General features: G+C 74.1%; 25 protein-coding genes and 1 riboswitch. Of the genes, 12 read left to right on the top strand and 13 right to left on the bottom strand.

The features are described from left to right. Window positions 1–36: 36 nt before the first annotated feature. From cobO to ABZ840_RS17030, 7 genes are all read right to left on the bottom strand, one after another. Window positions 37–633 carry a cob(I)yrinic acid a,c-diamide adenosyltransferase gene (cobO, locus tag ABZ840_RS17060; protein WP_361560112.1) on the bottom strand — a complete coding sequence of 199 codons (597 nt, stop codon included), beginning with the start codon at window positions 631–633 and terminating at the stop codon, window positions 37–39. Then, window positions 633–2,744: a putative cobaltochelatase gene (locus ABZ840_RS17055; RefSeq protein WP_361560110.1), complete on the bottom strand. Its 2,112-nt coding sequence runs from the start codon at window positions 2,742–2,744 to the stop codon at window positions 633–635. Before ABZ840_RS17055 ends, cobO begins: the two co-directional genes overlap by 1 nt. Before the next feature lie 171 nt (window positions 2,745–2,915). After that, window positions 2,916–4,445, bottom strand: coding sequence for a cobyric acid synthase (locus ABZ840_RS17050; protein WP_361560108.1), 1,530 nt, complete (start codon window positions 4,443–4,445; stop codon window positions 2,916–2,918). Then, window positions 4,442–5,410, bottom strand: coding sequence for a cobalamin biosynthesis protein (locus tag ABZ840_RS17045; protein WP_361560105.1), 969 nt, complete (start codon window positions 5,408–5,410; stop codon window positions 4,442–4,444). The genes ABZ840_RS17050 and ABZ840_RS17045 overlap by 4 nt, the downstream gene beginning before the upstream one ends. Before the next feature lie 153 nt (window positions 5,411–5,563). Further along, window positions 5,564–5,698: riboswitch (cobalamin riboswitch) on the bottom strand. 178 nt (window positions 5,699–5,876) lie between these two features. After that, complete coding sequence (locus ABZ840_RS17040; protein ID WP_361560102.1) at window positions 5,877–6,125, bottom strand: hypothetical protein; 249 nt, start codon at window positions 6,123–6,125, stop codon at window positions 5,877–5,879. Window positions 6,126–6,156: 31 nt separating this feature from the next. Next, entirely contained in the window at window positions 6,157–7,416 is a 1,260-nt protein-coding gene (locus tag ABZ840_RS17035; protein ID WP_361560099.1) for an inorganic phosphate transporter, read from the bottom strand. Between the two features lie 182 nt (window positions 7,417–7,598). Next, window positions 7,599–8,435, bottom strand: a complete 837-nt coding sequence (locus tag ABZ840_RS17030; protein WP_361560096.1) for a lysozyme — start codon at window positions 8,433–8,435, stop codon at window positions 7,599–7,601. A gap of 217 nt (window positions 8,436–8,652) precedes the next feature. On the opposite strand from ABZ840_RS17030, the gene ABZ840_RS17025 reads away from it, so the two are divergent. From ABZ840_RS17025 to ABZ840_RS17015, 3 genes are all read left to right on the top strand, one after another. Beyond that, window positions 8,653–9,324 carry a class II aldolase/adducin family protein gene (locus ABZ840_RS17025; protein ID WP_361560093.1) on the top strand — a complete coding sequence of 224 codons (672 nt, stop codon included), beginning with the start codon at window positions 8,653–8,655 and terminating at the stop codon, window positions 9,322–9,324. A 105-nt stretch (window positions 9,325–9,429) separates the two neighbouring features. Further along, window positions 9,430–10,557, top strand: a complete 1,128-nt coding sequence (locus tag ABZ840_RS17020) for an alpha/beta hydrolase (protein ID WP_361560090.1) — start codon at window positions 9,430–9,432, stop codon at window positions 10,555–10,557. 227 nt (window positions 10,558–10,784) lie between these two features. Continuing rightward, window positions 10,785–12,473 carry a hypothetical protein gene (locus ABZ840_RS17015; RefSeq protein ID WP_361560087.1) on the top strand — a complete coding sequence of 563 codons (1,689 nt, stop codon included), beginning with the start codon at window positions 10,785–10,787 and terminating at the stop codon, window positions 12,471–12,473. A gap of 59 nt (window positions 12,474–12,532) precedes the next feature. On the opposite strand, the gene ABZ840_RS17010 is transcribed toward ABZ840_RS17015, so the two are convergent. Further along, window positions 12,533–12,958 (bottom strand): VOC family protein, encoded by a 426-nt coding sequence (locus ABZ840_RS17010; protein ID WP_361560084.1) that lies wholly within the window; start codon window positions 12,956–12,958, stop codon window positions 12,533–12,535. A gap of 295 nt (window positions 12,959–13,253) precedes the next feature. On the opposite strand from ABZ840_RS17010, the gene abc-f reads away from it, so the two are divergent. The 8 genes from abc-f (at window position 13,254) to amaP (ending at window position 19,220) form a co-directional block, all read left to right on the top strand. Further along, the gene (abc-f, locus tag ABZ840_RS17005; protein WP_361560081.1) at window positions 13,254–14,852 is read left to right on the top strand and encodes a ribosomal protection-like ABC-F family protein; all 1,599 of its coding nucleotides are present in this window, start codon (window positions 13,254–13,256) and stop codon (window positions 14,850–14,852) included. A gap of 385 nt (window positions 14,853–15,237) precedes the next feature. Then, the gene (locus ABZ840_RS17000; RefSeq protein ID WP_006606369.1) at window positions 15,238–15,459 is read left to right on the top strand and encodes a helix-turn-helix domain-containing protein; all 222 of its coding nucleotides are present in this window, start codon (window positions 15,238–15,240) and stop codon (window positions 15,457–15,459) included. A gap of 129 nt (window positions 15,460–15,588) precedes the next feature. Then, window positions 15,589–16,368 carry an enoyl-CoA hydratase/isomerase family protein gene (locus ABZ840_RS16995; RefSeq protein ID WP_361560078.1) on the top strand — a complete coding sequence of 260 codons (780 nt, stop codon included), beginning with the start codon at window positions 15,589–15,591 and terminating at the stop codon, window positions 16,366–16,368. A gap of 207 nt (window positions 16,369–16,575) precedes the next feature. After that, a complete protein-coding gene (locus ABZ840_RS16990; protein ID WP_361560075.1) occupies window positions 16,576–17,046 on the top strand; it encodes an Asp23/Gls24 family envelope stress response protein in 471 nt (156 codons plus the stop codon). A 118-nt stretch (window positions 17,047–17,164) separates the two neighbouring features. Next, window positions 17,165–17,365 carry a hypothetical protein gene (locus tag ABZ840_RS16985; RefSeq protein WP_361560072.1) on the top strand — a complete coding sequence of 67 codons (201 nt, stop codon included), beginning with the start codon at window positions 17,165–17,167 and terminating at the stop codon, window positions 17,363–17,365. Window positions 17,366–17,368: 3 nt separating this feature from the next. Continuing rightward, entirely contained in the window at window positions 17,369–17,920 is a 552-nt protein-coding gene (locus tag ABZ840_RS16980) for an Asp23/Gls24 family envelope stress response protein (protein ID WP_361560069.1), read from the top strand. Window positions 17,921–17,954: 34 nt separating this feature from the next. After that, entirely contained in the window at window positions 17,955–18,605 is a 651-nt protein-coding gene (locus ABZ840_RS16975; protein WP_361560066.1) for a DUF6286 domain-containing protein, read from the top strand. Window positions 18,606–18,614: 9 nt separating this feature from the next. Then, window positions 18,615–19,220, top strand: a complete 606-nt coding sequence (gene amaP / locus ABZ840_RS16970) for an alkaline shock response membrane anchor protein AmaP (protein ID WP_361560887.1) — start codon at window positions 18,615–18,617, stop codon at window positions 19,218–19,220. Between the two features lie 72 nt (window positions 19,221–19,292). On the opposite strand, the gene ABZ840_RS16965 is transcribed toward amaP, so the two are convergent. From ABZ840_RS16965 to ABZ840_RS16945, 5 genes are all read right to left on the bottom strand, one after another. Beyond that, a complete protein-coding gene (locus ABZ840_RS16965; RefSeq protein WP_361560063.1) occupies window positions 19,293–20,060 on the bottom strand; it encodes an SDR family oxidoreductase in 768 nt (255 codons plus the stop codon). Between the two features lie 4 nt (window positions 20,061–20,064). Continuing rightward, window positions 20,065–21,894 carry a glycoside hydrolase family 15 protein gene (locus ABZ840_RS16960; RefSeq protein WP_361560060.1) on the bottom strand — a complete coding sequence of 610 codons (1,830 nt, stop codon included), beginning with the start codon at window positions 21,892–21,894 and terminating at the stop codon, window positions 20,065–20,067. 102 nt (window positions 21,895–21,996) lie between these two features. Beyond that, a complete protein-coding gene (locus ABZ840_RS16955) occupies window positions 21,997–22,830 on the bottom strand; it encodes an SURF1 family protein (RefSeq protein ID WP_361560885.1) in 834 nt (277 codons plus the stop codon). 81 nt (window positions 22,831–22,911) lie between these two features. Continuing rightward, on the bottom strand, window positions 22,912–23,145 hold the full coding sequence (locus ABZ840_RS16950) for a hypothetical protein (protein WP_078649612.1): 234 nt from the start codon (window positions 23,143–23,145) through the stop codon (window positions 22,912–22,914). 161 nt (window positions 23,146–23,306) lie between these two features. Next, window positions 23,307–24,332 carry a DEDDh family exonuclease gene (locus tag ABZ840_RS16945; protein WP_361560057.1) on the bottom strand — a complete coding sequence of 342 codons (1,026 nt, stop codon included), beginning with the start codon at window positions 24,330–24,332 and terminating at the stop codon, window positions 23,307–23,309. Window positions 24,333–24,776: 444 nt separating this feature from the next. On the opposite strand from ABZ840_RS16945, the gene ABZ840_RS16940 reads away from it, so the two are divergent. Further along, a complete protein-coding gene (locus ABZ840_RS16940; RefSeq protein ID WP_361560054.1) occupies window positions 24,777–26,063 on the top strand; it encodes an amidohydrolase family protein in 1,287 nt (428 codons plus the stop codon). Window positions 26,064–26,151: the final 88 nt, after the last annotated feature.

The raw sequence follows: 26,151 nt of genomic DNA, 5'->3' as shown, positions 1-26,151 counted from the left end.
GCCACCGGGCACTCGTCTCCGGTCACCACCGGGTACTCACCACTCAATGCCCCGCTGGCCCTTCTGGCCCGCGTCCATCGGGTGCTTCACCTTGGTCATGTCGGTGACCAGGTCGGCGAAGTCCACCAGCTTCTCCGGCGCGTTCCGGCCGGTGATCACCACGTGCTGGGTGCCGGGACGGTTCCGCAGCACCTCGATCACCTCGTCGGTGTCGATCCAGCCCCAGTGCATCGGGTACGCGAACTCGTCCAGCACGTACAGCCGGTACGTCTCGGCCGCCAGGTCCCGCTTGACCTGCTCCCAGCCCTCGCGGGCCGCCTCCTCGCTGGACTCGATGTCGCGCTGGACCCACGACCAGCCCTCGCCCATCTTGTGCCAGGCCACCGTGCCGCCCTCGCCGGTCTCCCCGAGGACGCGCAGCGCACGCTCCTCGCCGACCTTCCACTTGGCGGACTTCACGAACTGGAACACCCCGACCGGCCAGCCCTGGTTCCAGGCCCGCAGCGCGAGGCCGAACGCGGCGGTGGACTTGCCCTTGCCGGTGCCGGTGTGGACGAAGACGAGCGGGCGGTTGCGGCGCTGACGGGTGGTGAGGCCGTCGTTCGGTACGACGGTCGGCTGTCCCTGCGGCATCAGGCGGCCCTCCGGTGGGTGGTGTCGGTGACGTTGCGTACGAGCGCGGAGACGCTGTCCGCGCGCAGTTCGTCGAGGGTGACGGCGGTGCCCTGCAGATCGCGGGCCAGCTCCCCGGCCAGTCCGAGGCGGACGGGGCCCGCCTCGCAGTCCACGACCACCGAGGCGACGCCCTCGGAGGCCAGCAGCCGCGCGGCCTTCGAAGCGCGCGGCCGCGGCTCCACGCCGCCGGTCGCCCGGCCGTCGGTGACCACGACCACCAGCGGGCGGCGCGAGGCGTCCCGCATGCGCTCCACCCGCAGCACCTCATGGGCCTTCAGCAGGCCCGCGGCCAGCGGCGTCCGGCCGCCGGTCGGCAGCTGCTCCAGCCGGGCGGCGCCCGCCTCGACCGAGGACGTGGGCGGCAGCGCGAGCGCGGCGTCCGAGCCCCGGAAGGTGATCATGCCGACCTTGTCGCGCCGCTGGTACGCGTCCAGCAGCAGCGACAGCACCGCGCCCTTGACCGCCGTCATCCGCTTCCGCGCGGCCATCGAACCGGAGGCGTCCACGACGAACAGCACGAGATTGCCCTCGCGGCCCTCGCGCACCGCCTCCCGCAGATCGTCCCGGCGGACGACGAGCCCGGTACCGCTGCGCCCGCGCCGCTTCTGGTGCGGCGCAGCGGCCTGCACGGTCGCGGCCAGGTGCAGCTTGCCCAGCGCGCCCCGCGGACGGCGGGAACCGGTGGTGCGGCCGTGCGCGGTACGGGCCCGGGAGCGCCGGCCGTCGGCGCCCTCGCCGAGCCCCGGCACGTCCAGCCGCTTGGTCTTGAACGGCTCGGTCGCGCCGACGGCGGGCTTCTCCGGAGCCGCGCCGCCCTCGGAGGGCTCCGGCGACGCCTCGCCCTGAGGCTGCGCGGGCTGCTCCTCACGGCCGCCCTCGGAGCGCTGGTCCGGTACGGACGGCTGCTCGGGGCCCGCGTCCGCACCCGACGGCTGCGGCGCGTCGTCCGGGCCGTCCTGCGGGGGCTGCCCGCCGCCCCCGTCGGGGCCTCCGCCGTCGGGCCCGTCCGGACCGTCGTCCGGGCCCTCCGGCTCGGGGTCCGGCTCCTCGTCGTCCTGCGGGCCGTACTCCTCCAGGGTCTGGTCGAGCTTGTCCTCGTCGAGGCCGGGGGCGTCGAAGGGGGCCCGCCTCCGGCGGTGGGGAAGCGCGAGCAACGCCGCCTGCCGGACGTCTTCCTCCTGGACCTCGTCGCGCCCGGCCCAGGCCGCCAGTGCAGTGGCCGTACGAGCCATCACGATGTCCGCACGCATGCCATCCACCTCGAAGGCCGCACAGGTCGCGGCAATCTGCCGCAGCGCGGAGTCTCCGAGGTGTACGGAAGGCAGCAGCACGCGAGCCGCCGCAATCTGTGCCCGCAGGGCATCTTCCTCCGCTGCCCAGCGCGCCGCGAAGCCCTCCGGGTCGGCGTCGTACGCCAGCCGCCGCCGGACCACCTCGACCCGCTGGTCGGGCTCGCGGGAGGCGGCGACCTCCACGGTCAGGCCGAAGCGGTCCAGCAACTGCGGCCGCAGCTCACCCTCTTCGGGGTTCATCGTGCCGACCAGCAGGAAGCGCGCCGCGTGCCGCACGGAGACGCCCTCGCGCTCCACGTACGAGGAGCCCATGGCGGCGGCGTCCAGGAGGAGGTCGATCAGGTGGTCGTGGAGGAGGTTGACCTCGTCCACGTAGAGGATGCCGCGGTGCGCGTCGGCGAGCAGGCCGGGCTCGAACGCCTTGACGCCTTCCGACAGCGCCCGCTCGATGTCGAGGGCGCCCACGAGACGGTCCTCCGAGGCGCCCACGGGGAGCTCGACCATGCGGGCCGCGCGGGACTCGGCGGGGCCGGCGTCGTGCGGCCCGTCGGGGCACTGCGGGTCCGGCGCCGCGGGGTCGCAGCTGAACCGGCAGCCGGGGACGACGGGGACGTCGGGCAGCAGGGAGGCGACCGCTCTGACGGCGGTGCTCTTGGCGGTGCCCTTCTCGCCGCGGACGAGCACGCCGCCCACCGCCGGTGAGACGGCGTTCAGCAGCAGCGCCAGCCGCAAGTCGTCCATGCCGACGATCGCGGTGAACGGGTACGGGGTGGTCACGTGCTGATCACTCCTTCGAGTGGCTTGCGTTGGCTGCTGACCGAATTGCGCATGCTGCCAGGCATTCTTGTGGCCTTGTCCCCGTAAGCACGGGGATGGTCCGCCTTTCGACGCGCCCGGGCGGGACGAGGAAAAGTGCTCCCCGCACCCGCGGGGCTTCCGCCGGGGGGCTCATGGCGCCCCCGGCGGTACGAACGGCAGCCCTTCGGGCACGCCGTCCTCGATCAGGCGCAGCAGCGCCTCCGTGTCCGCGTGTTCCTCGATCAGGTCGCCCAGCGCGTCGAGCTGTTCCTCGCGCAGCGCGTCGAAGCAGGTGTCCGGCGCGGGCACGAACGCCCGCCCCGCGTCCGCCGCCACCCGGCGCAGGAACGCGCGCCGGAAGCCGTCGCTCTCCAGGGAGCCGTGCCAGTGCGTGCCCCATACGGAGCCGACGCGGCAGCCGTCCAGGAAGGGCTCGTCGCCCGCGCGGACCTCGGCGACGCCGTGGTGGATCTCGTACCCCGCCACCGGCTCGCCCAGCGCCTCGCCCTCCGGCCTGGCCAGGGTCTTCTCCGCCGCGAACCGCACGCGTACGGGCAGCAGTCCGAGCCCGTCGACCGCGCCGGCCCGCGACTCCACCTCGTCCTCGATGTGCTCGGCGAGCATCTGGAAGCCGCCGCAGATGCCCAGCACCGGGCGGCCGTCGGCGGCCCGGCGCGCGATGGCGTCCGCGAGCCCGCGCTCGCGCAGCCACTGGAGCGCCCGTACGGTTCCGCGGGTGCCGGGCAGCACGACGAGGTCGGCGTCGGCCAGCTCCTCGGGGCGGTCCACGAAGCGCACCACGACGCCCGGTTCGGCGGCGAGCGCGTCCACGTCGGTGAAGTTGGACATCAGCGGCACGGCCGCGACGGCGACCCGCAGGATGTCGTCGCCGTGCGGCGCCGCGACGGTGCTCTCGCGCACCGCGCCGCGGAGCGACACCCGCAGGCCGTCCTCCTCGTCGATGCCGAGCCCGTGCCGGAAGGGCAGCACGCCCAGCGTCGGCCGGCCGCTCAGCTGCTTGAGCATGTCCAGCCCCGGCTCCAGCAGCGTCACGTCGCCGCGGAACTTGTTCACCATGTACCCGGCGAGGTGCGCCTGATCGGCCTCGGAGAGCAGCGCGGTGGTGCCGAAGAAGGACGCGAAGACCCCGCCGCGGTCGATGTCGCCGACGACGACCACGGGAAGGCCCGCGGCGCGCGCGAGCCCCATGTTCACGATGTCGGTCCGGCGCAGGTTGATCTCGGCCGGGCTGCCCGCGCCCTCGCAGATCACCGCGTCGTGCGTACGGCGCAGCTCGGTCAGGCAGTCGGTGACCGTGCCGAGCAGCTTCTCCTGCCGTCCCTGGTGGTACCCACGGGCGCTCAGCTCGCCCACCGGCTTGCCCAGCAGCACGACCTGGCTGCTGCGGTCGCTGCCGGGCTTGAGCAGCACCGGATTCATCAGCGCGGTCGGCTCGACGCGGGCCGCGGCGGCCTGCATGGCCTGCGCCCGCCCGATCTCCGCGCCCTCGCGCGTCACATACGAATTGAGCGACATGTTCTGGGCCTTGAAGGGCGCCACCTTGACGCCCTTGCGCGCCAGCCAGCGGCAGATGCCCGCCGTCACCACGCTCTTGCCCGCGTCCGACGTCGTCCCCGCGACCAGCAGTCCGCCGCCGAGCCTTTCCCGCGCTCCGCTCACCGCGGCCTCCTCGTCCTTCGTGCCGCGCGCACCGCGCCCACGGCGATCCGCGCCCCGACCGTCGTCGCCAGCGCCAGCGCGCTCACCCGGCGCGAGAGGCGCACCGCACGCGCGATGTCGACCCCCTCGACCGCGCGGGCACCGTCGTTGAGCACCGGTCGGTGCTCGACCCGCCCCGCGTACGCGAGCGTGCCGCCCAGCCGTACACCGAGCGCGCCCGCGAACGAGGCCTCCACCGGGCCCGCGTTCGGGCTCGGGTGCCGCTTGCCGTCGGCCCGCCAGGCGCGCCACGCGCCGCGCGGATCGGGCCCGGCGACGGTGGCCAGCAGGGCGGTCAGCCGCGCCCCGGGCCAGCCCGCCACGTCGTCCAGCCGGGCCGAGGCCCAGCCGTACCGGCGGTAGCGGTCGGACTTGTGCCCCACCATCGCGTCCAGCGTGTTCACCGCGCGGAAGGCGACCAGGCCCGGCACGCCGCCGACGGCGCCCCAGACCAGCGCGCCCACGACCGCGTCGGAGGTGTTCTCGGCGACGGACTCCACGACGGCGCGGGCCATCTGCGGCCCGTCCAGCGCCTGCGGGTCGCGGCCGCACAGGTGCGGCAGCCGCTCGCGTGCCACGTCGAGGTCGCCGGCCTCCAGCGCGCCGCCGATGGCGCGCGCCTCGCGGCCCAGCGTCGTACCGCCCAGCACGGCCCAGGTGGCGGCGGCGGTCAGCGCGACGCGGGCGGGAGCGCAGCGGCGTACGGAACGGGAGAGCAGGGCGGCGCCCAGGGCAGCTCCACCGGCGCACAGCGCGGTGTGCGCCGCGCCGTATCCGCGGTGGTCGCGCCACAGCCCGCGCTCCACGGCGGCCGCTGCCCGCCCGAAGGCGGCCACCGGGTGACCGCGGCGGGGATCGCCCACGGCCAGGTCGCCGAGAAAGCCCAGAGCCGCGCCGCACGCATAGGTGGCGTGTTCGGCACGCATCGTCGGATCAGCCCGCCGTCGTGCCTCGGCGGAACGGCCGGCCGCGGTCGCGTGCCGGGCGTACGGCGGAGGGCAGGGGTCTCGGCTCGGAGCCCGGCATGGCGTGTGTCCTCACTCAGGGTCCGCGCCCTGGTTCGACGTGACCGGCGACGAGAGTCTCCTGGCTCCCGGATCGACGCTTCCCCCGGCCTTCCAGCCCGTGCCTGTGGCGGGCCGTGGCTTCTTCTGGAGGAGCGCTCCCCGGTGACAGTGGCGGGACCGCGCCGGATTCTCACCGGACTTCCTCATCTGTCGCCGAATGGCACCGGGCAGTCCACCACGTGCCGCGAATGCCGTCAACTCACCCTTGACCTGCGACGCAGGCGTATGGCAGACCGTGTGGCCGACACCACAGGCCGGGGACGCGCAAAGGCGCCCGGCGGCCGCGGAGTACGCGGCGCCGGGCGCCTTCGGGTGCGGTGCGGGGTCAGCCGGCGACGATCAAGAAGATGCCGTAGCCGACGGCCGCGAGGCAGAGCGCGAAGCAGGCGTACCCGCCGGCGCGGGCGACGGCCGAGGAGCCGCCGGCGGCGACCGCGGTGGTGCCCGCCTCGCCCTCCTGCGCGGTCTTGCGGGACGTCCCCACGATGCCCAGGGTGAACAGGCCCACCATGCCGACGGTCACCACGAGCGTGGTGCCGAAGACCTGGCCGAGCGCAGCCCAGTCGATGTTCATGGCGTCGTTTCCTTAACGCGAGCGGCCGCGGTCAGCGGACGGCTGTGGTGGCGGGGGAGCGCTTGGCGGACTGCGCCGGGATGCCGTCGATGGTGCCGGCTCCGGCCGTGGTCGCGCCCGCGGGCGGCGGGGAGACCGACTGGAGCGCGGTGGTGACGACACCGGCCGGCGCTGCGGACTCGACGGGGTCCACGTCGTTGACGTTGCTGTGGTCCACCGGCTTGCGGCGCGAGGCGGCCCAGATGGCACCGCAGATCGCGAGGCCCAGCACGGCGACGGTGGTGACGCCCCAGGTGCCCTGGCCCGCCAGGAAGGCGGCGCCCGCGGCGACCAGACCGGCGGCCGGCAGGGTCAGACCCCAGGCGATCACCATGCGGCCCGCGGTCGACCAGCGCACCACGCCGCCCTTCTTGCCCAGGCCCGAGCCCATGACCGACCCGGAGCAGACCTGGGTGGTGGAGAGCGCGAAGCCGAGGTGCGAGGAGGCCAGGATCGTGACGGCGGCGCCGGTCTGGGCGGCGAAGCCCTGCGGCGGCTGGATGTCGGTGATGCCCTTGCCCATCGTGCGGATGATCCGCCAGCCGCCCAGGTACGTGCCGAGGGCGATGGCGAGGCCGGCCGAGGCGATGACCCACATCGGCGGGTCGGCCTGCGGGGCGAGCGCGCCGCCGGTGATCAGCGCGAGGGTGATGACGCCCATCGTCTTCTGGGCGTCGTTGGTGCCGTGGGCGAGGGAGACCAGAGCGGCCGAGGCGATCTGCCCGGCGCGGTAGCCCTTCGCGGTGTCCTGCTCGGCGCGGTTGCGGGCCAGCCGGTAGGTGAGCCGGGTGGCGAAGGTCGCGGCGAGACCCGCGACGATCGGCGCGGCCACGGCCGGGATGAGGACCTTCATCACGACGGCGTCCCCGTTGACCCCGCTCATGCCGACGGACACCAGGGTCGCGCCGATCAGGCCGCCGAAGAGGGCGTGCGAGGAGCTGGAGGGGAGACCGGCGAGCCAGGTCAGGAGGTTCCAGACGATGGCACCGACGAGGCCGGCGAAGATCACCTCTGGTCTGATGCCGGCGCCTTCGTCGATGATTCCGCCGGAAATGGTCTTGGCGACCTCCACGGAGAGGAACGCGCCGACGAGATTCAGTACCGCCGACATCGCCACCGCGGTCTTGGGCTTCAGCGCCCCGGTGGAGATGGTGGTGGCCATGGCGTTGGCCGTGTCGTGGAAGCCGTTCGTGAAGTCGAACACCAAGGCCGTGACGATCACGATCCCGATGAGAAGCGTGATGTGTTCCATTCACCCAGGCAATCAGTTCGATGGTCAGTGACGCGAGCGACCGTACGGAGAGTGGGTGAACGGAAGATGAACGACAACGGGCCTGGTGGTGACGCCCCCGCCGTTTTCGTGCGGAGGCGTCTCACCCGTCACTTGTGGTTCATTCCGCGGTGCCCTTGAGGTGCTTGTGGCGCCGCTCCGGTCTAGCCGCCGGCGAACCTGCGGAGCTGTCCGTAGGAGCCGTTCCAGGCGTTCTGATCGCCCGGCAGCGCGCCCTTGTTCGAGTACTGCCAGATGCTCAGGAAGGACCACCCTGTCGGCAGCTTCCCGGGCTTGCCGTGCCAGGATGCCAGCCACAGCGGATGGCTCTGCGCGAAGGCGCCGCTGCCGCCGGTGCAGGTGTTCCACCAGCGGGTGGTCGTGTAGATCACCGGCCGGCGCCCGGTCTGCCGCTTGATCTCGTCGCTGAAGTCCCAGATCCAGGCGACCATCCTCTTCTTGCTCACGCCGTAGCACTTGTGCTTCTTGCTGTACGGGTTGTGCTCGATGTCCAGGGCCGGCGGCAGCGTCCAGCCGTCCGCCGTCCAGCCGCCGCCGTTGCGCAGGAAGTACCGGGCCTGGGCCGCGCCGGAGGACTGGTTGGGCACCGCGAAGTGGTACGCGCCGCGCAGCAGGCCGGCCCCGCGGGCGCCGTCGTACTGCTGGCCGAAGTAGGGATTGGTGTAGTCGGTCGACTCGCTGGCCTTGACGTAGACGAAGCGCGCGCCCTTCGCGCGGGCCTTGTTCCAGTCGACCTTCTTCTGGTGCGAGGAGACGTCGTGGCCGTGCGGCACGCCGGCCGCCGCAGCGGGGCTCGCGGTGGCGAGCCCGGTCAGCGCCGTGCCGGCCAGCGTGGCCAGCGCGAGGGCCGTTGCGGCGGCGACGGAGGCCGGACGGCGCCGCCGGCGCGGCGCGCCGGGTGTCGGGTCGCTGGGTGTCGGGTCGCTGGGTGCCGGGTCGCTGGTACGGGTATTGGAGGTCGTTTTGCGGTCACGAGCCATGATTCCCCCCGGATGGCGACGTGCATGACAAATCATCCTGAGGCTAGGGGAAGATCCCGAGATGCCGGATCAGCTCCGGCCAATCACTGGCCAAAGCCGAAATGCTCCGCTTTGCGGGATACCGAAGGGGAATGGTCCGCCTTACAGTGCGCCGGCTGCGCGGGGTACCCCCGGTACCGTCCGCAGCGCGGGGGATTCCAGGAGGGAGTGGGGCGGTATGACGGATCGCGGGCCGGGACCGGCGGAAGAGGTGGCGGAGGCGTGGGCGGCGCTGGTGGCCGCCGCGCGGCGCACGGTGACGGACGGACTGGTGGTCGGCACGTCGGGCAATGTGTCGGTGCGCGCCGGCGGGCTCGTGCTCGTCACGCCAAGCGGCGTCCCGTACGACCGGCTGGGCCCGGGCGACCTGGTGGCGGTGGACCCGGCGGACGGGCGGCAGGTGGCCGGTGAGCTGAGGCCGACGAGCGAGCTGCCGATGCACCTCGCGGTGTACCGCCACACCGGCGCCTCCGCTGTCGTCCACACCCACGCGGTGCACGCCACCGCGGTGTCCACACTGGTCCCGGAACTCCCGCCGGTGCACTACATGACCGCGGCCCTCGGGGGTACCGTCCGGGTCGCCCCCTACGCGACGTACGGCAGCCAGGAGTTGGCCGACAACATGCTGCACGCGCTGCGCGACCGCACGGGCGTGCTGCTGCAGAACCACGGGACGCTCACCTACGGCGACACCCTCGACCAGGCGTACGACCGCACGGCGCAGCTGGAATGGATGTGCCGGCTCTGGCTCACCGCCGCCTCCGTCCCCGGGCGCACGCCGTCCCTGCTCTCCGACGGCCAGCTGGCCGAGGTGGCCGAACGGCTGCGGGGGTACGGACAGCGGAGCTGACCCGCGCGACGGCACGCCGCCCCTCTGATCACTGCCGACCCGTTCCGTCACTCGGGCGCGCGGGCCCACTGGCCACGGGCCGCGGCGCTCCCCAGACTGGGGAGGGTGCGCCTGGGTACCGCGGCGGCAGCGGCCGTCACCACTGTGATCGGTACCGGTGCGGCCGCGCTCGCGGCCGGCCGGTACGCCAGCGACGTCGCCCTGCGGCCCGCCCCCGACCGGCCGTTGCCGGGCGACGGGCGGCTCACGGTGCACGCCACCACCGCCGACCGGATCACCCTCACCCGCAGCCTGTCCGCGCTGCGGCCGGGCCGGTACGGGCTGACGGGCCGAGGCTGCCACGCCGTCGTCGGCCCGGTGCTCGACGACGCGCCGCACGCGGCGGACACCGTCGTCCGGCGCCTGGAGCGGGTCACCCACGGCACCCTCGGGCGCGGCACACACGTGTGGCTCACCCCGCAGGTGTACCTCGGCAACCCCTCCGACGCGCTCGGCCTGGAGTGCGCCGACGTCGACGTGCCCGGCGAACTGGGCGCGCTGCCCACGTGGTTCCTGCCGGGCGAGCGGGAGACCTGGGTCATCACGGTGCACGGCCTCGGCACGACCCGGGAGCACCCGATGGTCGTCATGCCGTTCCTGCACCGCCACCGCTTCCCGGTGCTCGCCCCGGCCTACCGCAACGACCAGGGCGCACCGCGCACCGCCGACGGCAAGGCCCATCTCGGGGACGCCGAGTGGCGCGACGTGGACGCGGTGATCCGGTACGCCCTCCGGTACGGGGCGCGCCGGGTGATCCTGCACGGCTGGTCCACCGGCGCGGCGATGGCGCTGCATGCCGCGGCGCACTCCGCGCTGCGGGACCGGATCGCCGGACTGGTGCTGGACTCGCCGGTACTGGACTGGCGCGCGACGGTACGGGCGCTGGCGGCGGCCCGGCGGGTGCCGCGTCCGCTGCTGCCGCTGGCGGTACGGGCCGCGGAGGGCAGTACGGGCCTGCACTCCGACCGGCTGGCCGAGGCGTGCGACCCGGCGCTGCTCTCCGTCCCCACGCTGATCCTCCACGGCCCCGGCGACACCGTCGCGCCGTGGTCCGCCTCCCGCCGCCTGGCGGCCGCCCGGCCGGACCTGGTCAGCCTGCACACCGTCAGGGACGCCCCGCACGGCGCCATGTGGAACGCCGGGCCCGAGGAGTACGAAGAGACGCTCCGCCGGTTCCTGACGCCGTTGATGTAGGCCCCTTTTTGAAGCTGTTGAGGTAAATGGGGCAGATGCCGTCGGCGCGGCGCCGGTGAGCGTCTCCCCGGTGTGTGCAGGGGCGTGGCACGGAGGGCCGGGGGTGTGGCACGGGGTGCCGCGGGGAAGGGGGCGATCGCGGGCGGATCGGGCACGAAGAGCCCTTCCGGAGAACGCAAGCGGACTTCCGATTGGGTTTTCGGGCCCACAAGAGCAAGACTGCTCCTGTGACGTCCCGTACTCCGCGCGACTCCCGGCTCCGCCTCGTCCCCAGACAACCGATCGCCGCCGCCCGCCGTGCGGTGAGCACGCGGACCACCAGGCCCGCGCCACGGCCGCCCGAGGGCACTCCGCCGCCCGCTGAGCTGGCCCGGATGGCACGCGGCGCGCTGGCGGGCGCCGTCCGGGTGGCCCGCTGGGCCGCCCGCGAGCGGGGCGAGGGCACCGGCGCGCGCGCCGCCGCCGACGGCTCGCTGCCGGATGCCGCGGCCGAGCAGGCAGCCGCGGCACTGGAACTGACGCCGCAGCAGGTCCGGGCCGACTGGGACCGGGCCCGGCTCGCCGGCCTCATCGAACTGCACGGGGGCGTGGCCCGCCCCGGCTGGCGGCTGCGCGCCTGGGACCGGGACGACTCCGCCGCGCTGCGCGGCTGGGTCGCGCTCTTCGACGCCTGGTCGCTGGCGCTCCCCGCGCCCGCGGACGTCGGCCCCGGGGCGGTCGCCGAGGTGATCGAGGCGCTGCCGCAGGTGCTGTCGCTGCTCTATCTCTCGGCGGGCCCGGTCGAGGTGGCCGACCTCCTGGAGCTCCTCGACCAGCGGATCGCCGAACTCCGCACGGAGCGCTGCGAGGTGCCGTACGAGCGCGCGGTCCGCAGCGAGCCGTCGGCGGAGGGTCCAGGCGCCACGACGGGCCCGGTACCGGTCCCGGCGTCCGGACAGGACGCTGAGCCCGGCGGGGCGGACGGGGCCGACGCCTCGATCGCGGCGGCCGAGGACGGCACCCCCGCCCCCGCGGCCGAGGGCGGCGCCGCCCCGGATGCCGGTGGCCAGACCACTGACCGGGCGCACGGCCGGCCGGCTCCCGGCGGCCCGGACGGCACGGCCGACGCCGGCGACGGCGCGGGGGCGTCGTCCGCGTCCCTGCTGGACTGGGCGCTGGAGGCGCTGGCCGCGGTCGGCGCGCTGGTCGTACCGGGCGGCGGCACCCGTACGCGCGGTGCCGCGGACGCCGCCGCACTGCTGCGCGGCGGCGAACCGGCCGGTGAGCGGCAGGCCCGGCTCACCCCGCTCGGCAGCTGGGCGGTCTGGGTCAAGCTGGAGCAGATCTGCGTGGCCGCGCAGAGCCCCGCCGGCAACATCGAGCAGTCCGCCGAGGCGATGCTGCGCGGCTGCGCGCGGCTGACCCCCGGCCCCGCCCGGGCGGAGTACCGGGCATGGCTGGCCGCGCGCTCCGCCGGCAGCGCGGTCGAGGAGCTGCTGGCGGTCGCCCGCGGCGAGGACGCCCTGCTGCGCGGGCTCGCCTTCGAAGCGCTGCGCACGGTCGGCGCGCCGGCCGAGCCCGCCGTACGGGCCGCCGCCTCCGAGGCGGCGCTGCGCCCCTACGCCCTGCTGTGGCTGGTGGAGCACGAAGGGGGCGACCCCGAGACCGCGCCGGACGTGCTCACCCGTGAGGAGTCCACCTGGCTCTGGGTGGACACCGCGGCCGCCGTCGCCGACCACGGCGAGAGCCGGCTGCTCGTACGCCACCTGGACTCCGCCGTGCAGGGCTCCGTGCCGCGCCTCCTGGAGGAGGTGCGCGCCGTCGGGCACCCGCGCACCGTCCAGGTCCTCGTGGCGCTGGCCGCGGCGCATCCGGACCCGGCGCTCGCCAAGGCCGTCCGCCGCGCGGCGTTCCAGGTCCACACCGGCGGCGCCTGACCGCCGGCCCGGACGGCCGACCGGCCGCGCTCCCCGGCTCCGCGCCGGGCGGGCGCGGCTCAGGCGCCCGTGCCGTCGGCCTCCGTGGTCGTCGGGGCGTACGTGCCGAAGCTCCAGATGTTGCCCTCCTCGTCCCGCGCCATGTAGTCGCGTGAGCCGTAGTCCTGGTCGGTGGGCGGCACGAGGATCTCCGCGCCGGCCGCCGCGGCCCGCCGGTGATGAGCGTCGACGTCGGCCACGGCGACGTAGACCCCGGTCGGCCCGGCGTCACCCATGGCCTCGGCGAAGACGCCGCCGCGGCCCTTCGCGCCGAGCATGACCGTGCCGTTGCCGTAGGACAGTTCGGCGTGCAGCACGGTGCCGGACTCGTCCTCGTACAGCGCGCCGCGGGTGAAGCCGAAGGCGGCCGTCAGGAGCTCGATCGCGGCCTTGGGATCGCGGTAGAGCAGGGTCGGACAGATCGAGGGGGACGGGGTGGCGGACATGGTCTCGGTCCCTTCGCGAGCCGGTGTGGCCTGACTCACATCAGTCTGCCAGTGGGGTCCGACAACGCCATGTGACCTGGGAGTACCCCCTGCCCCGAGGGCGCCGTGCGCACTGCGCCGCGGCGCCGGTGACGGCGGGGAAATCTGCTTGCACACCACCGTTAGACTGGCCCTATGGCAATTCTCCTTGTGCATTAGACGGCGCCGGCCCGTCCGCGCTCCCCGCGGAGCGCGCCGCGTTGCGGCTTCTTCCGCCCGTCCGTTCCGCCGTCCACCCTGCCCTGGAGTCTTTCCCGTGATCACCGCCTCCGGTCTCGAGCTGCGCGCCGGCGCCCGAGTCCTCATCGAGTCCGCCTCGTTCCGTATCGCCAAGGGCGACCGCATCGGCCTGGTCGGCCGCAACGGCGCGGGCAAGACCACCCTCACCAAGGTGCTGGCGGGCGAGGGCATCCCCGCGTCGGGCACGGTCACCCGGTCCGGCGAGGTCGGCTACCTTCCGCAGGACCCGCGCACCGGCGACCTGGAGGTGCTGGCCCGCGACCGCGTGCTCTCCGCCCGCGGCCTGGACGAGGTCCTGCGCAAGATGCGCGAGAACGAGGACCGGATGGCCAACGGCAAGGGCGCCACCCGCGAGCGCGCGATGAAGAAGTACGAGCGCCTGGAGACCGAGTTCCTGACCAAGGGCGGGTACGCCGCCGAGGCGGAGGCCGCGACCATCTGCGCCAGCCTCGGCCTGCCCGACCGCGTCCTCGGCCAGCCGCTGCACACCCTCTCCGGTGGTCAGCGCCGCCGCGTCGAGCTGGCCCGGATCCTCTTCTCGGACTCCGACACGCTCCTCCTGGACGAGCCGACCAACCACCTCGACGCCGACTCGATCCTCTGGCTGCGGGACTACCTCAAGACCTACCGCGGCGGCTTCATCGTCATCTCCCACGACGTGGACCTCGTCGAGACCGTGGTCAACAAGGTGTTCTACCTGGACGCCAACCGGTCGCACATCGACATCTACAACATGGGCTGGAAGCTGTACCAGCAGCAGCGCGAGGCCGACGAGAAGCGCCGCAAGCGCGAGCGCGCCAACGCCGAGAAGAAGGCCGCCGCGCTGAACACCCAGGCGGACAAGATGCGCGCCAAGGCGACCAAGACCGTCGCCGCGCAGAACATGGCCAGGCGCGCCGAGAAGCTGCTGGCCGGCCTGGACGAGGTGCGGCAGTCCGACAAGGTCGCCAAGCTGCGCTTCCCGAAGCCCGCACCGTGCGGCAAGACCCCGCTCACGGCGGAGGGCCTGTCCAAGTCGTACGGCTCGCTGGAGATCTTCACCGACGTCGACCTGGCCATCGACAAGGGCTCCCGGGTGGTCATCCTGGGCCTGAACGGTGCCGGCAAGACGACCCTGCTGCGGCTGCTGGCCGGCGCGGAGAAGCCCGACACCGGCCAGGTCACCCCCGGCCACGGCCTCAAGCTCGGCTATTACGCGCAGGAGCACGAGACGCTCGACCCGGACCGCACGGTCCTGGAGAACATGCGCTCGTCGGCCCCGGACCTGGACCTCGTGGAGATCCGCAAGACCCTGGGCTCCTTCCTGTTCTCCGGCGACGACGTGGACAAGCCGGCCGGCGTGCTCTCCGGTGGCGAGAAGACCCGGCTCGCCCTCGCGACCCTGGTCGTCTCCTCCGCCAACGTCCTCCTCCTGGACGAGCCCACCAACAACCTCGACCCGGCCAGCCGCGAGGAGATCCTCGGGGCGCTGCGCACGTACGAGGGTGCGGTGGTCCTGGTGACCCACGACGAGGGCGCGGTGGACGCGCTGGAGCCGGAGCGGATCATCCTGCTGCCGGACGGCGTGGAGGACCTCTGGGGCCCGGACTACGCGGATCTGGTGGCGCTCGCCTGAGGTCCCGCCGCGGCCCCCGCGCGGGGCCCGGCACCGCGCGGCACGGGCCGTAGGGCATCTTGATCAACGCGGTATGGATCATTCGGCCGACGGGTGATCCATCATCTGAGTGAGAACGGCTCGTACCCGGCGCGCCACGCCGTGCGGGGGGCCGCGGACGACCGCGCGAGTGCTCTTGTTCCGCCCCGCACCCCCTGACCTGGCCCTTCTTCGCGCCGCTCGGTCGAGGCTGCTCAGTAAGGCCCTTGGAATCATTCATTCCGAGCGGCTGTGCGCCGTCCCGCGCGCCAAACGTTGTCCTACGGACCTTGCCGAATGGGTGGCCAGGACGGGCGGGAGGGGTGATCATGAGAGTCCAGAGCGCACTTCCCATGAGGAGGCACGGGTGGCCGAGACTCTGAAGAAGGGCAGCCGGGTGACCGGCGCCGCGCGCGAGAAGCTCGCGGCTGACCTGAAGAAGAAGTACGACTCCGGAGCGAGCATCCGGGCGCTGGCCGAGGAAACCGGCCGCTCCTACGGATTCGTGCACCGGATGCTCAGCGAATCCGGTGTGGTCCTGCGCGGTCGTGGCGGGGCAACGAGGGGCAAGAAGGCCGCCTCGGCCTGAACCGAGGCGGCCCGCGACTCCGAAGAGCCGACGGTGCCACCCGGTCGAAGAAGCGATCGACCGGGTGGTTACTGTTCAGTTAACTTAGCGGTTGCTGTGCAGTGACCGTTGAAGACTCGGAGGCGCTCGATGACCCTGCTCGACAAGGACGGTGTCCGGCTCACCGTTGACGACGCCGTCGCCACGGTGACCCTGACCAACCCCGCGAAGCGCAACGCCCAGTCGCCCGCCCTGTGGCGGGCCCTGGCCGAGGCGGGGCAGCAGCTGCCGGGGAGCGTGCGGGTCGTCGTGCTGCGCGGGGAGGGCAAGTCCTTCTCCGCCGGCCTGGACCGGCAGGCCTTCACTCCCGAGGGCTTCCCGGGCGAGCCGTCCTTCCTGGACATGGGGCGCGGCCCGGAGCACGACATGGACGCGCTGATCGCCGAGTACCAAGAGGCGTTCACGTGGTGGCGGCGGAACGACATCGTCTCCATCGCGGCCGTACAGGGCCATGCCATCGGTGCCGGCTTCCAGCTCGCGCTCGCCTGCGACCTGCGGGTGGTCGCGGAGGACGTGCAGTTCGCGATGCGTGAGACGAGCCTGGGCCTGGTGCCGGACCTGACCGGCACCAAGCCGCTCGTCCATCTGGTGGGCTACGCCCGTGCCCTGGAGATCTGCGCCACCGGGCGGTACGTCCACGCCGAGGAGGCCGAGCGCACCGGCCTCGCCAACCTCGTGGTGCCCGGCGACCAGCTCGACGGTGCCGTCGCCGACCTCGCCGCCGCGCTCACAGCCGCGCCCCGGGACGCCGTCATCGAGACCAAGGCCCTGCTGGCCGGGGCCGCAGCGCGCACGCTCGACGAGCAGCGCGCGGCGGAGCGGGCGGCGCAGGGCCGCCGGCTGCGCGATCTCGCCGGCGCGGGCGAGTAACCCACGCGTACCTCCATGTGCCCGGGGCGTGCCGATGCGCGCCCCGGGCACATGTGCGACTGCTCCGCGCCGTTCTTCCGCCCCCGCCCCGTCCAGTCGGCGTATCCCGATGGCATCCCGGCGGCGGTCCGTGCCGACCGCGCCTAATGTGGGCCACGGAGCGCATACCAGGTGTGCCCGCTCCTCATCGAGGAAAGGGACGATGCGATGAGCGACACCGCACAGGGCGGCCGGCCGCAAGGCGAGGGCGCCGCCCGGAAGACCCTCGGCTCCGAGCGCGGCGGCGGTGACCCGGCGACCCGGGGACGCACGACCATCGCGGACGGCGTCGTCGAGAAGATCGCCGGCATGGCCGCCCGGGACGTCCTGGGCGTCCACGCGATGGGCAGCGGCCTGTCCCGCACCTTCGGCGCGGTACGCGACCGGGTGCCCGGCGGCCGGTCCGTCACGCGCGGCGTGAAGGCCGAGGTGGGCGAGGTCCAGACGGCTCTGGACCTGGAGATCGTCGTCGAGTACGGCGTGGCGATCGGCGAGGTGGCCAGGGCGGTACGGGAGAACGTCATCTCGGCGGTCGAGCGGATGACGGGCCTGGAGGTCGTCGAGGTCAACATCGCGGTCAGCGACGTGAAGCTGCCGGACGAGGAAGAGGAAGACGAGACGGAGTCCCGGCTCCAATAGCGGTTCGAGCCGTTCGGGCGGCCCGGCCGGCCGGACGCTACGGATGCCGGCGGCCGGGTTCCGGCACTGTTCCGGCAGGTCCGCCATCCCGCCCGGGGTGGCAGCGAGGGAGTGCACGATGAGCATGGCCGTGGCCGGTCTGTTGGCCGGCATGGCACTGGGCTTCGCCGGGTACTTCGGCGGATTCGGGGCCTTCTTGCTGGTGGCGGCGCTGGGAGCGGTCGGGTTCGTGGCCGGCCGGTTCCTGGACGGCGACCTGGAGCCCGGTGAGTTCTTCCGGCGGCCGGGAGGCCGTGACCGCGACGCCCGGCGGCGGTGAGGCGTGGCCGGACAGCTTCCGGAGCCCGCCGTCGAGGCGGGGCAGCGGGGCGCGACGCGGATCGCCGACCGGGTGGTCGCCAAGATCGCGGCGCAGGCCGCACGGGAGGCGCTGCGGCGCGGCCCGGAAGGCGCGGCGGCGAACGGCAGCGGCGCGCACGCCGCCGGCCGTACGTCTCCCGGCGCGCCGGACCGCGACGCCGCGGACGCCGGTACCGCCCCGGCGCGCGACGACCGGGCGCCCGGCGACGCGGCCCCCGGGGACGGGCCGGCCGCCCGCGGCCCCCGTTCGCGTGACGTCCGTCCCGGTGACGCCGACGCCACCGTCGTCGTACGGCGGCACAACACCCAGGACACCTTCGGCGAGGCCCGGGTACGGGTCACCGTCGAGCTCGGCTACCCCGGCGACATCGGCGCGCAGTGCGGCGCCGTGCGTCGGCGGGTGACCGAACGGGTATGGGCGTTGGCGGGCATGACGGTGCCCGAGGTGGCGATCCAGGTGACCCGCCTGCACTCGCCGCATCTGAAGCGGGCCGGGCAGGGGAGAGTGCGATGACACGTACGGTGACCCGGGCGACGGGACGCGGGACATGAGCGAACCGGACACGACGCGACGTCTCCCGACGCTGGAGAAGACGGAGCGGGGCCCCGACGGCCCCGAACAGTCGGCCTCCGCCGCCGCGTACACCTCCGCCGGCGGCCGGGCGGGGCGCTTCTGGTCGGCCCGGCGGCTGCCGGCCGGACTGGTGGCGCTGGTGGTGCTCGCCGTGGCCGCGCTGTTCCTCTACGACGTGGCCGCCGTACGGTCCGGACAGCCCGCGATGGCCTGGCGCCGGCGGCTGGCCGACGAGCTGGCAAGCCGCCCGCTGGAGAACACCTGGGTGCTGGCCGCCGCGGCGCTCGCCATGGCCCTGGGGCTCTGGCTGCTCGTGCTCGCGGTGACGCCCGGACTGCGCGGCATCCTGCCGATGCGGCCCGCGACGCCCGCGGTCCGGGCGGGCCTGGACCGCTCGGCCGCCGCGCTGGTGCTGCGCGACCGGGTGATGGAGGTGCCGGGCGTACAGGCCGTACGCATCTCGATGTCCCGGCGCAAGGTCACGGCCCGCGCGGTCGCGCACTTCCGTGAGCTGGACGAGGTGCGCGGCGACGTGGACGCCGCGCTCGCCGAGGGCCTGGAGCGGCTCGGCCTCGCCCGCCCGCCGGGCATGTCCGTCCACGTACGCCGTGCCGGGAAGAGGTGAGCGGTGGCGATGCGTCAAGTACGGCGGACCGTCAACCGGGTGCTGCTCGGGCTGACCGGACTGGTGCTGCTGGGGACCGGCGGGACGGTGCTCTTCGCCGGCCTCGCGCTGCCGGAGAAGTGGCACGCGGGGCTGCCGGACGGGTGGCCGTGGGACGCGCCCCGCGACGTCCTGCTCCGGACGGCGGACCGGACCCGCTGGACGGGTGAGGGCTGGTGGTGGCCGGCCGTGCTCGCCGCGCTGGCCGTCCTGGTGCTGCTGGCCCTGTGGTGGCTGCTGGTCCAGTTCCGCAACCGCCGGCTGCGGGAGGTCCTCGTCGACACCGGGGACGGCGAGGGGGCGCTGCTGCGCGGGCGCGCCCTGGAGGACGTCCTCGCCGCCGAGGCGGAGAGCGCGGACGGGGTGCACCGCGCCGTCGTCCGCCTGACCGGCCGGCGCCGCGAGCCGCACGTACGGGTCCGCCTGCTGCTGGAGCCGCACGCGGACCCGGCCGGCGCCGTGCACCTGCTCGGCACCCGGGCGGTGGCCGGGGCCCGCGAGGCGACCGGCCTGGCGGAACTCCCGGCCGAGGTACGGCTGCGCGCCGTGCGGCACCGCGCCGAACGGGTCACCTGAGCGTCCGGCGGGGAGTGCCGCAGGCCGGCGGCACTCCCGGGCGCACGGCACGGGACCTGCGGGCGGGGCCCGTCAGAAGCCGTGCCGCGCGCCGCCGTCGACGGGCACCATGACGCCGGTGACGTAGGACGCCGCCGGGGAGAGCAGGAAGGCCGCGGTGCGGCCGAACTCCTCCGGGGTGCCGTAGCGGCGCAGCGGAATCGTGGCGGAGTTGCGGGTCCGCGAGGCCTCCGCGTCGCCCGACAGCTCGTCCAGCTGCGTCATGCGGTCGGTCGCGATGCGGCCGGGCAGCACGCCGACGACCCGGATGCCCTTCGGGCCCAGTTCCACGGAGAGCGACTTGGCGAAGCCGGCCAGGCCGGGCCGGAGGCCGTTGGAGATGGTGAGGCCGGGGATCGGCTCGTGCACGGAGCCGGAGAGGACGAAGCCGATCACGCCGCCCTCGCCGAGCGCCCCGGCTGCCGTACGGGCCAGCCGGACCGCGCCCAGGAAGACGGATTCGAAGGCGGCCTGCCACTGCTCGTCGGTGTTGGCCGAGTCACCCGTGGCGCCGCTGCCGGGCGGCGGGCCGCCGACGCTGATGAGGATGCCGTCCAGGCCGCCGAAGCGGTCGCGGGCCGCGTCCACCAGGCGCTGCGCGGCCGCCGGGTCGGCGTTGTCCGCGCCGACGCCCAGGGCGCGCGGTCCCAGCTTCTCCGCGGCCGCGGCGGCGGCCTCGTCCGTACGGCCGGTGATCACGACGTTGGCGCCGTCGGCGACGAGCGCAGTGGCGGTCGCGTGACCCAGGCCGCGGGTGGCTCCGGTGACGATGTACGTCCGGTCGGTGAGTCCAAGATCCATGGGGTCAGTCTGCCTTGGGCCTGCCCGCCATGGTGAAGGCGGTACCGATCAGGCCGACATGGCTGAACGCCTGCGGGAAGTTGCCGAGCTGGCAGCCGCTGACCGGGTCGTACTCCTCGGCCAGCAGCCCGAGGTCGGTACGGAGGTCCAGCAGCCGGTCGAAGAGCTCGCGGGCCTCCTTCTGCCGCCCGGTGAGATACAGCGCGTCGGCGAGCCAGAAGGAGCACACCAGGAAGGCGCCCTCCTCGCCCGGCAGCCCGTCGGTCGCGTGCTCGCCGTCGGTGTGCTGGGCGCTGTAGCGGCGCACGAGGCCGGTGGGGGCACCTCCCATGCCTTCAGGGCTGTGGGGGAGCGTGAGTTCCCGGCGGATCGCGTCGACCGTGCCGACGACGCGCGGGTCGTCGCCCGGCAGGAAGCCGACGCGCGGGATGAGGAGCGTCGCGGCGTCCAGCTCCTCGGAGCCGTAGTACTGGGTGAACGTGCCGCGCTCCGGGTCGTACCCCTTCTCGCACACCTCCCGGTGCACCTCGTCCCGCATCTCGCGCCACGCGTCCAGGTCCGCCTTCAGGCGGGGGTGTGTCTCGGCGGTGCGGATGGCGCGGTCGGCGGCGGCCCAGGCCATGACCTTGGAGTGCACGAAGTGCCGGCGCGGGCCGCGTACCTCCCACAGGCCCTCGTCCGGCTCCCGCCAGTTCTTCTGGAGGAAGGCGAGCAGGGCGCGCTGGATGTTCCAGGCGTGCGGCTTGTCCTCTAGGCCCGCGTTGCGGGCGAGGAACAGGGAGTCCAGGACCTCGCCGTAGACGTCGAGCTGGAGCTGGTCGACGGCGGCGTTGCCGATGCGTACGGGCACGGAGCCGGAGTACCCCTCCAGCCAGGGCAGCTCCGCCTCCGGCAGCCGCCGCTCGCCCGCCAGGCCGTACATGATCTGCAGGTCGGCGGGGGAGCCGGCCACCGCGCGCAGCAGCCAGTCGCGCCAGGCGGATGCCTCCTCGGTGTACCCGGCGGAGAGCAGGGCGTTGAGGGTGAGGGTGGCGTCGCGCAGCCAGCAGTAGCGGTAGTCCCAGTTGCGGACGCCGCCGATCTCCTCGGGCAGGGAGGTGGTGGGCGCCGCGACGATGCCGCCGGTGGGCGCGTAGATCAGCGCCTTCAGCGTGATCAGGGAGCGGATGACGGCGTCCCGGTGCGGCCCCTCGTACGTGCAGTGCGCCGCCCACTGCTTCCAGTCGTCCAGCGTGCACTGGAGCGCGTCGTACGGGTCGATGCGGCGGGGGCAGGGCTGGTGCGAGGGGTGCCAGGTGAGGATGAACGCGACCTTCTCGCCGGCCTCGACGGTGAAGTCCGAGCGGGTGCTGAAGCCCTGGCCGTACGTCGTCACCTCCGGCTCGGCGTGCAGCCAGACGGAGTCGGGCCCGGCGACGGCCACCCGGCAGTCCTCGACGTGCCGCACCCAGGGGACGACGCGTCCGTAGTCGAAGCGCAGCCGCAGCACGCCCCGCATCTCGACGCTGCCCTCCAGGCCCTCGACGATGCGGACGACGTCGGGCGCGCGGTCCCGCTGCGGCATGAAGTCGGTGACCCGGACGCGGCCGGTACCGGTGGTCCACTCGGTGTCCAGCACGAGCGAGTCGCCCCGGTACGAGCGCTCCGCACGGGCCTCGTGATCGGCGGGCGCGAGCCGCCAGTGGCCGTTGTCCCGGTTGCCCAGCAGCGCGGCGAAGCAGGCCGCCGAGTCGAAGCGGGGCAGGCACAGCCAGTCGATGGAGCCGTCGCGACCGACGAGCCCGGCGGTCTGCAGGTCTCCGATGAGCGCGTAGTCCTCGATAGGTGGGTGCACGCTGTCACGACTGCCCGGAGCGGGCGGGGGCTATGCAGTAGGCGCTGCCCGGTGCACCGGCCGCCGGCCGGCGCGCGGCCCCCGGCAGGGCCCGGTGGCCGGCTAGTCCGCCGCGGCGGACCCGGCCGTTTCCTGCGCCCGCTCGGGCTCCGCCGGTGCGGAGGTGTCGTCGGCGGTGGCGGCGGCAGCGGCGCGGTCCCGGCGCTCGCGGCGTACGAGGATCACCCAGCCGACCGGTACCGCGGCGGCGAAGAGCCACCACTGAACGGCGTACGCCATGTGCGGGCCGATGCTGTCGTGGTCCGGCTCGGGGACCAGCTCGGGCTTGCCGCCCTTGGGCTCGGGGGCGGTCTGTTCGAGGTAGCCGCCGAGCACGGGGCGGTGCAGCCGCTCGGCCGCCTGCTTGCTGTTGATCAGCATGACCTGGCGGTCGGGCAGGCCCTTGGTGTTCTTGATGCCGCTCTCGGCGGTGGTCTCGTCGGGGATCGCCCGGCCGGTGACGGTGACCGTGCCCTTCGGCGCCGGCGGCACGTCGGGGAAGGTGGTGAGCGCGCCGCCGCTGGGTGCGATCCAGCCGCGGTTGACCAGGACGGTGCCCCCGCCGGTCAGCCGCAGCGGGGTGAGGACGTAGTAGCCGATGCTCTGCTCGTCGGCGGCGGTGCGGTTGCGCACCACCACCTCGCCCTCGGTGTCGTACCGGCCCGTGGCCTTCACCGGGTGCCAGCGGTCCGCCTCCGGCAGGTCGCGCCCCGGCTTCGCGAGGTCGGTGACCGGTACCGGCTTCGCGTTCAGCGCCCTGGCGATCTGGGCGTTCTGCGCGACCTTGTGCTCGTGGCGGTGCAGCTGCCAGAAGCCCAGCTCGATCATCACAGGGATCAGGACGAGGGCGATGAGGGTGAGGATCACCCACTGCCGGGACAACAGGAAGCGGTACACGGTATTGACGGTACCTGTCACGATTCCGCCCACGACGGCAGGGTCCCGCCGTGGGCCGCCGGGAGCCCGGCGTCCCGGTCGTCAGACCCGGTCGACGATGCCCACCTTCCCCTCCGCGCGGGCGCAGTGGGCGCAGCAGTACCAGTGGCCGTCGGCCTCGACGCCGTGGCCGATGACCTGGCACCGGCAGTGCTCGCAGATGGGCGCCATGCGGTGGATGGCGCAGGAGAAGCAGTCGAAGACGTGCACCGCGCCCTGCGCGTGCACCTCGAACGTCATGCCGTAGTCGTTTCCGCAGACCTCGCAACGTGCCATGCGCCCAGGATGGGCGCGGGTTTCCGGCGGGCCCGGCCCGGGCGGGGGCGTGTTGTGCGGCTTCACCCGGACGGTGGGTGGGGCCCGGCTGCGCGCCGTGGGGGCTCGGTCGTCGGTCGGCCTCCCCGCCGTGGGGGTTGCTCGCGCGGTTCCCCGCGCCCCTAATCCGCGGGCTGTACGTCCTGGAGGAGTTGCATGAAGGCGGCCTCGTCGATGACCGGGGTGCCGAAGGAGCGGGCCTTGGCGGTCTTGGACGTGGGGGAGTCCGGGTCGTTGGTGACCAGCAGGCTGGTCAGCCGGGAGACGCTGGTCGCGACGTGCAGTCCGGCCTCGATGGCGCGGTCCTCCAGCAGCTCGCGGTCCACGGAGGTGTCGCCGGAGAAGGCGACCCGCATGCCCTGCTTCAGCCGCCCGGCCGGTTCGTACCGCCCGGGGTTCGGATACGGGCAGGCCGGGCGCTTGCGGGAGGGGCGCCAGGTCGTCGGGCGGTACCCCCCGCCGTAACCGGAGCGCTGCGCGGGCGGGCGCGGCGCGTCGGACCACTCGGTCAGCGGCTGGCAGGTGAGCAGCGGCAGCCGGAGGTTCTCCCGGGCGGCCAGCAGGAGGCTGGGGCGGAACGCCTCGGCGAGCACCCGGGCGTCGTCCAGGGCGTGGTGCGCGTGCTCCTGCACGACGCCGTAGTGCGCCGCGAGGGACTCCAGCTTGTGGTTGGGGAGCGGCAGCCGCAGCTCCTTGGCGAGCGCGATCGTGCACAGCCGCTGGCGCACCGGCGCCTGGGCCTTCGCGCGGGCGTACTCGCGGGCGATCATCGACCAGTCGAACATCGCGTTGTGCGCGACGAGGACGCGGTTCTCCAGGCGCCGGGACAGCTCGGGGACGATCTCCGGGAAGAGCGGGGCGCTCTCCAGCACGTCGCTCGTCAGGCCGTGGATCCAGACCGGGCCGGGGTCGCGCTCGGGATTGACGAGGGTGTACCAGCGGTCCTGGACCTCGCCACGGGCGTCCAGTTGATACACGGCGGCAGAGATGATCCGGTCGTCGCGGGCCAGGCCGGTGGTCTCGACGTCGACCACCGCATACCCCTCGGGGTACGCGGTGGGCCAGGCGGCCTGTTCCTCCTGCGGGGCCGGCTGCCGCACGATCTCCGGGGAGAGCGGGCGGTCGGCTGCCGTGCGGTCTTCGAGCATGGTCCATGAGGATACGGGCCGGGACTGACAGCGCCGCCCTGCGGGGGCGCGCAGATTCGCGCTTGGGGACGTTTCGGACATCGTGCGCCCCCTGCGCGGGCGGCCCCCGAAAGGGCGTCAGGTCCCCTGTGCTGCGTAGGTCCTGCGGAGCCCGGCGGTACGGTGCGCCCGCCCTCGCCCCGTCCGTGACGTGCGCCTTTCAGGGGTGCGCCGGCAGGCGGGCCCGAACATCCGCTTCCACACGGCCCGTTGGCGGGATCCGGGTGCCGGGCCGGGGTATGGCCGGTGGTACGGATCGCGCCACGGTGCCGCGACCCGTGCACGTCTCTTTACCCCTTGCGGTGGAGCGCTGTAACCCTGATGCAGCACGGGCACGACATGCACGCGACACGCGCGTGCGGGACCACCTCGAACGTTTCCTTCCGGACCGACCGAGGAGCCGCGATGACGGACCCGACCGACCCGTACCTGATCATCTCCGCCGCCTGCCACGCCGGGCTGCCTGCCGAGCAGTACCGGCCCTACCTGGAAGCCGCTCACCACCGGGCATTCGACGAACACCTCGGGCAGCGGGACGCCCGGCGCGCCGGGGCCGACCGGTGCGGTGCCCGGAACGGCACGTCCGCCATGAAGTGGTACGAGGACAACGAGGAGGGCCTGCGCGGCGGCTGGGACGCCGTGCAGCGCGTCAAGGAGCTGGACGGCGACGGGGTGGCCGGCGAGGTCGTGTTCCCCGACGCGGACACCGCGGACGCCGGTACCGCGCCACCCTTCGGGGCGGGCCTGGCCCCGGCCGCCGGGCAGGACCCGGAGACGGTCATGGCGGGCGCCCGCGCCTACAACCGCTGGCTCGCGGAGTTCTGCGCCACCGATCCCGAGCGGCACCGCGGCGTCGCCGTGCTCCCGGCCGCCGCCGACCCGGACGCGGTGGTCGACGAGATCCACCGGGCCGCGGAGTCGGGCCTCGGCGCGCTGCTGATCCCCGCCTCGTGGGGCGACGGGGCGCCCTACCACGACCGCCGGTACGACCCGGTGTGGGCGGCCGCCGCCGAGACCGCGCTGCCCGTCCTCACCCGTGCGGACGCCGCGTCCCGCCCGGAGCACGGCGGCCACCTCGGCATCCAGCTCTCCGAAGCGGCATGGTGGCCGGCCCGTCCGCTGTGGTTCCTGATGTGGTCCGGTGCCTTCGAGCGCCACCCGGGGCTGCGCTTCGGAGTCGTGGGGGCGGGCTGCTGGTGGCTGCCGGACCTGCTGTGGCACATGGACCGGCTCTACGTGGGCGCGCACGGCGGCCGGAAGCTCTCGCCGTTCGCCGCCCTGAAGCGCTCCCCGCACGAGTACCTCGACCGCCAGGTCTTCGTCTGCGCCACCGCGCCCTCCCGGCACGAGCTGGCGCGGCGCTACGAGATCGGCGTGGACAACATCCTCTGGGGCTCCGGCTTCCCGCACCCCGAGGGCACCTGGCCGCACACGCGGGAGTGGCTGCGCAGGGCCTTCCACGACATCCCGGTGGGGGAGACCCGCCGGCTGCTGGGCGAGTCCGCCGCCGAGGCCTTCGGCTTCGACAAGCAGAAGCTCACGCCGGTCGCGCGCCGTATCGGGCCCACCCCGGACGACCTCGGGCAGCCGCGCAATCAGGCGCCGGTGGAGGCCTCCTGGCGGCGGGCCCGGGAGACCGGACGGCACTGGCTGACGGGCTTCGACTTCCCCTTCGTCGGCATGGGCGAGTGAGGCGGGTGGGCCGGCGCCGTCGAGGAGGTCCGAGGGGGCCGCGCCGGCCGACCTGATCGTACCGGCGGTAACTTTGACCGATACTCGT

The organism is Streptomyces sp. NPDC047117 (assembly GCF_040643545.1).
Classification (GTDB): domain Bacteria; phylum Actinomycetota; class Actinomycetes; order Streptomycetales; family Streptomycetaceae; genus Streptomyces.
This window is presented reverse-complemented; position numbering and strand designations above follow the sequence as displayed.